Source organism: Aneurinibacillus sp. UBA3580 (assembly GCF_002375825.1).
Classification (GTDB): domain Bacteria; phylum Bacillota; class Bacilli; order Aneurinibacillales; family Aneurinibacillaceae; genus Aneurinibacillus; species Aneurinibacillus danicus.
Genome location: NZ_DFMZ01000044.1, coordinates 35,438 through 40,001, shown reverse-complemented (window position 1 = coordinate 40,001; position 4,564 = coordinate 35,438). Strand labels below are relative to the sequence as shown.

The 4,564-nt window shown below is 46.4% G+C and carries 8 protein-coding genes; 2 read left to right on the top strand and 6 right to left on the bottom strand.

The features are described from left to right. Nucleotides 1-429 precede the first annotated feature (429 nt). Entirely contained in the window at nt 430-639 is a 210-nt protein-coding gene (locus B2899_RS07100; protein WP_146810101.1) for a hypothetical protein, read from the top strand. Nucleotides 640-1,113: 474 nt separating this feature from the next. Next, complete coding sequence (locus B2899_RS07095; protein ID WP_146810102.1) at nt 1,114-2,106, top strand: zinc-binding dehydrogenase; 993 nt, start codon at nt 1,114-1,116, stop codon at nt 2,104-2,106. A 195-nt stretch (nt 2,107-2,301) separates the two neighbouring features. Here B2899_RS07095 and B2899_RS07090 read toward each other — a convergent pair whose 3' ends face one another. From B2899_RS07090 to B2899_RS07065, 6 genes are all read right to left on the bottom strand, one after another. Further along, nucleotides 2,302-2,505, bottom strand: a complete 204-nt coding sequence (locus B2899_RS07090; RefSeq protein WP_146810103.1) for a hypothetical protein — start codon at nt 2,503-2,505, stop codon at nt 2,302-2,304. Then, complete coding sequence (locus tag B2899_RS07085; RefSeq protein WP_286884669.1) at nt 2,502-2,654, bottom strand: hypothetical protein; 153 nt, start codon at nt 2,652-2,654, stop codon at nt 2,502-2,504. Before B2899_RS07085 ends, B2899_RS07090 begins: the two co-directional genes overlap by 4 nt. Nucleotides 2,655-2,771: 117 nt before the next feature. Beyond that, nucleotides 2,772-3,086, bottom strand: a complete 315-nt coding sequence (locus tag B2899_RS07080) for a DUF1904 family protein (protein ID WP_146810104.1) — start codon at nt 3,084-3,086, stop codon at nt 2,772-2,774. Between the two features lie 295 nt (nt 3,087-3,381). Further along, nucleotides 3,382-3,609, bottom strand: coding sequence for a sulfurtransferase TusA family protein (locus tag B2899_RS07075; RefSeq protein WP_286884664.1), 228 nt, complete (start codon nt 3,607-3,609; stop codon nt 3,382-3,384). 18 nt (nt 3,610-3,627) lie between these two features. After that, nucleotides 3,628-4,209 (bottom strand): sulfurtransferase TusA family protein, encoded by a 582-nt coding sequence (locus B2899_RS07070; protein WP_286884662.1) that lies wholly within the window; start codon nt 4,207-4,209, stop codon nt 3,628-3,630. A 36-nt stretch (nt 4,210-4,245) separates the two neighbouring features. Then, nucleotides 4,246-4,564 (bottom strand): DsrE/DsrF/DrsH-like family protein (locus B2899_RS07065; RefSeq protein ID WP_286884660.1); only part of this gene is annotated, 319 nt, incomplete at its 5' end.

Here is a 4,564-nt window from a genome sequence, read left to right as displayed (position 1 = left end):
TCTCTTTTCCTTCGTACCACAAGAGTCAGCCGCTCTTCTCTGCATTTTCATGTCGGGGTTGTGGCTGAGACGCCATGGTAGTTTTCTGTGAAAATCACGCAGAAAGAAGGAGAAGGAAAGAGGAAATGAGAGCCAGGGAAGAAAAAGGCGTTCGCCTTTTTCCCCATTGAAATCATCCTCTCGTTCTTTTCTCTCTTTTCCTTCGTACCACAAAAGTCAACCGTCCTTCCCATGATTTGATTTTAAGACGTGGGTCGTCCACCAGCGCCTTAAACATTGTCACAAGCATTCACAATTTTGACACATTCGACAAAAATAGAAGACGCTTTCACGAAATATACTCCTATCGTTTGACAAAATCTACATACCTGACATGGGATAATAGGTAGCGTAATTTCTATCCCAAATACATGCCAAACGGAGGTTGTTATGAAAGTGGAATGTCCATTGTGTCACAATCAACAGCGCACAGCCAAAGCAGAATTGATGGGAGACATTTGCGAGACATGCGGCGATATCGTTGAGTTCGGGTATCTCTCCTTTCCCGCTTACCGACTGGAAGAGAAGGAGCCTGTCGTCGGCGAACCCAGAACCCATATGGAGGCTCACGGAGTAAGAAGAAAGATGGCTGTCGGTTAGTCGGCAATGAGGTATAGACTCACACTCTAATAACCTTCACAACAATAGATTGCAAACGCAAAAGCCCTTCCTATTACTCACGGAAGGGCTTTTACTTCGGACAAGATTGGCGTCTATATCTGCACCCCCAAAAGCACATCCACACTCTCTCGGAATTGATCTACGCTCTCCGGCGTCGTCTGCACAGAAATCAGCGTCCGTTACCTTCCCCTTTATAAAATTCATGTAGCTCTCATCCAAAAAATCCGGTTATCATGAAAAAAGACCTATATAATATGCCTGTATCAAGTGAAGCACAACGGGCGAAACGGAATACGAATACATAATTCTGATGATAAAGAGAGGTTAACCAGATAACAAAACAAATATACAAGCAACCTGCAGCGAATAATCCGTGAGCCGCTGCTGTATAGGGAGATTATGGTATACTGTCTCTTATAATCGTTCTCACAAAATTGGAAGGAGTAATTCGAAATGAAAGCATTCATCCACCACGGGTTGCCGGGATTTGAAGGAGCTGCATATAGGGACATGCCAGAGCCGACAGCCGGTCCGGGTCAAGTGCGTATTCGTTTGAAAACAGCCGGCCTAAATCGTCGCGATCTCCGTATCTTGCATGCGGGCAAAGAGGGGGACCCACCCATCATCTTAGGTTCTGACGGTGCCGGGGTGATTGATCAAATCGGTCCAGATGTTCATGGTATTCACCAGGGTGATGAAGTGATCATCAATCCGACGCTTCATTGGTTCAAAAACACACCGGCGCCTCCACCGAATTATGAAATCCTTGGCTCACCGACACACGGGACGTTTGCGGAGTTCATCGTCATCTCCGCCGATCAAGTGGAGCCGAAGCCATCATACCTCAGTTGGGAAGAGGCCGGCGTCCTGCCGCTTTCTGCATTGACGGCCTATCGCGCTTTGTTTACTCGCGGCCGGGTACAATCCGGACAGACGGTATTCATTCCGGGCGCGGGCGGCGGCGTGGCGACCTATCTTGTTCAATTTGCAAAGGCGGTGGGGGCACGCGTCTGTGTCGCCTCCCGTAGCGAGGAAAAACGGCAGCATATCCGTAAACTGGGAGCCGACGTCATCATTGAAACCGGGCAGGATTGGCTGGAAGCGTTAGAGGGTGACAAGGTCGATCTCGTAATCGACAGCGTGGGGGCGGCTACATTTGACAAGTGCCTCACTATCTTGAAGCCCGGTGGCACTCTTGTCACGTTCGGCGCTACAGCCGGCGATGAGATTCAACTCAACCTTCGTTCCTTTTTTTACGGACAGTTTAACTTGTTAGGCTCGACGATGGGGAGCCAGGAAGAATTTCGAGAGATGCTCCAATTTATTACAAAGCACCAGATTCGTCCAGTAATCGATCAATACTTTCCTCTATCAGAAGCGCGGCAAGCCCTGCATCGATTACAAGAGACCCATAACTTCGGAAACATCGGTCTTCACATTAGCTAGAGGCTTTAAAAACCTGAGAAACCGTCCCGCCTTCATATGCCGTAGCATCAGAAGACAGACAGCACTGCCTTACGTTCAGTAAACACAAAGCAGCCGACATTATGAATCGGCTGCTTTGTGTTTACTGTATTTATTGTATTTTTTAATAAAGGACCTCTCCCGGACTCAGAAGAGATTTGTTCTAGATCGCCCTATTTAATAGATGCGGCGCTGTGTCCCATGTACGTCTCTCTTCTTCAGTACCAGCAGGTATTCTACATGATGAGTAAACTGTTCGAGATGGCGATCCAATTCGGCCGATTCCTTCGGCTTATGCCCCACTGCCCGGTACAATTCAACGTGCCATGCATGATAACAGCTCCAGCCATGGTGCCACCTGATTAGCAGCCATCGCTTCATCCCTCTGTTTCCTTCTGTGCGATTCTTTTTATTTGCTTAATTGCCACATAATCCGATATGTCCAACAGTTCATTAGCCCACTGCTCTGCTTGTCTCTGTTCCGTTTGCAGCGTTTTGACCAACTCGCTGAAAAGAGGATCCACTCTCATTCACTACCTTTTCTACAGATTCGTTGATAATATCCGCCTTCGCGGAAAACCGGCAGATTTTATCGATATTCTCTCTATCGTATGCGGCAATTGCTCGAACCGTTCCTGTGTACTCGCCTATTTTAAAGGATTGCCTTCTTTGTAATAAAAAGAAGGGTTAAGCATAACAAAGAAGATATGAACATTTTTATACCCATGCTCGCTTAGGATATCGTGAAGCACGGAAGCCAGAGCGTCATGTATTTCCTGCGCTCTTTGGAACATGAATATTTCTAGGGATAAAGGAGTTTCCGTTATAGTTTCAACAGTGAGTAGTTCAATTTTTATAATCTCTTTCGGGATGCTCACAATACGGGAAAACTTTTCTATCACTTCGGGAGAAATCTTTTTCAGAAAATCTTTTTCAAATCCTTTAAAGCGTAAAAATGGCACTCTTTTCTCCTTCTTCCTGTCCATTCAGTTTGTTCATCAAATTCATTATACAACTTTTCAGGTTAAGTTTATATAACAAAAAGCGGCCTGCATTCGTAACAGGATATCGAGTGCCATTGGAAACGTGTATAGAGAAAGAGGTTGATACAAAAATCATCCTTTTACCGCTTACTTATGACACAAAAAAAGGCACCCATGCTTTGGTGCCTTTTTCATTACCAGTTCAAATCCTCTACAAAAGAATTTCTTCAATAACGAAAACCATTCCTTTGATCTCTTCTCTCTTTTCCCTCCATTACGATTTTTTTACGAAGAAGCGGTATACGCCGTTGTCTTCTTCCATCTTCAGCAGTTCATGATTTGTTTGTTTAACCCAGCCCTGAAAATCGTTTACCGAGCCTTTATCGGTCGTCTCTAACGCCATAATCTGACCGCTCGCAAGGCCGTCGATCGCTTTTTTCGCTTTGACAATCGGCATCGGGCAGGATAGCCCTTTGGCGTCTACTACGATATCTGCATTCATATATACTCTCCTCCTTACTTAATTATTTGCTTGTTTCTCTATCGGACCTTCCCATCCTAACATGCCGGGCATCACATTTTTCGCTTGTTTGAACCCTTTTTCCGTCAGCAGCTGGCACGCCATATCGCTCCGGTTCCCCGTACGGCAGACAACATAAATTTCCTCATCTTTGTGCGGGGCAAGCTCGGCCAGCCGCTCCTCCAATTGGCTAAAGGGAATCAGCTTAGCACCTGGAATATGGCCAAATGCATATTCCATTGGCTCACGCACATCGAGAATGACCGGCTGCTCCATGAGTTTGCTCTGCAATTCATCATTCGATACGATATCCGGATGTTTTTTCTCCGGTTTTGCCTCCTCCGGATCGGCTTTCCGGATATAATGTTTAAATGTCCCGTCTTCCTCTACGGTGCCGAGGAACTGGTGCCCGGTGCGGATCGCCCAGCTTTTCACATCCGCTACCGAACCCCGATCTGTGGCGACGATTTCCAGCACTTTGCCGGCCTCCATCTCTTCTACCGCTTTTTTCGTCCGGACAATCGGCATCGGACAGGACAGCCCTTTGCAGTCCAGCGTTTTATCCACGGTATATGCACTCATTGTATCTCCTCCTCATTGTATTTTTGCCGCATTTTTTTAGAATGTCAGCGTAACGTCGGCATCATATGCAAAGTCCAGGAAGGTTACAGCTCCACCTACTTCAATACCATCGACAAAATCTTCTTTCTTCAGGTTCATGACGTCCATTGTCATCTGGCAGGCGATTACTTTTACGCCCATTTCCAATGCCATGTTCAATAGTTCCGGAATGCTCGGCACGTTCGCTGCCTTGAATCCTTCTGCAAAGTGTTCTTTGCCTGTCGGCATCGGCAATTGGGTATGCGCATCTTTATGGATAAGATTTAAACCTTCGAATGTGAAGAAAATGGCTACTTCCGCATCGGTTGCGGCAGCC

Bases quoted from the DNA above. Each gene is read 5' to 3' on its own strand.
- B2899_RS07090 (WP_146810103.1), bottom strand. From the start codon at position 2,505: ATGAAGCGATGGCTGCTAATCAGGTGGCACCATGGCTGGAGCTGTTAT.
- B2899_RS07100 (WP_146810101.1), top strand. From the start codon at position 430: ATGAAAGTGGAATGTCCATTGTGTCACAATCAACAGCGCACAGCCAAA.
- B2899_RS07070 (WP_286884662.1), bottom strand. From the start codon at position 4,209: ATGAGTGCATATACCGTGGATAAAACGCTGGACTGCAAAGGGCTGTCC.
- B2899_RS07075 (WP_286884664.1), bottom strand. From the start codon at position 3,609: ATGAATGCAGATATCGTAGTAGACGCCAAAGGGCTATCCTGCCCGATG.
- B2899_RS07095 (WP_146810102.1), top strand. From the start codon at position 1,114: ATGAAAGCATTCATCCACCACGGGTTGCCGGGATTTGAAGGAGCTGCA.
- B2899_RS07085 (WP_286884669.1), bottom strand. From the start codon at position 2,654: ATGAGAGTGGATCCTCTTTTCAGCGAGTTGGTCAAAACGCTGCAAACG.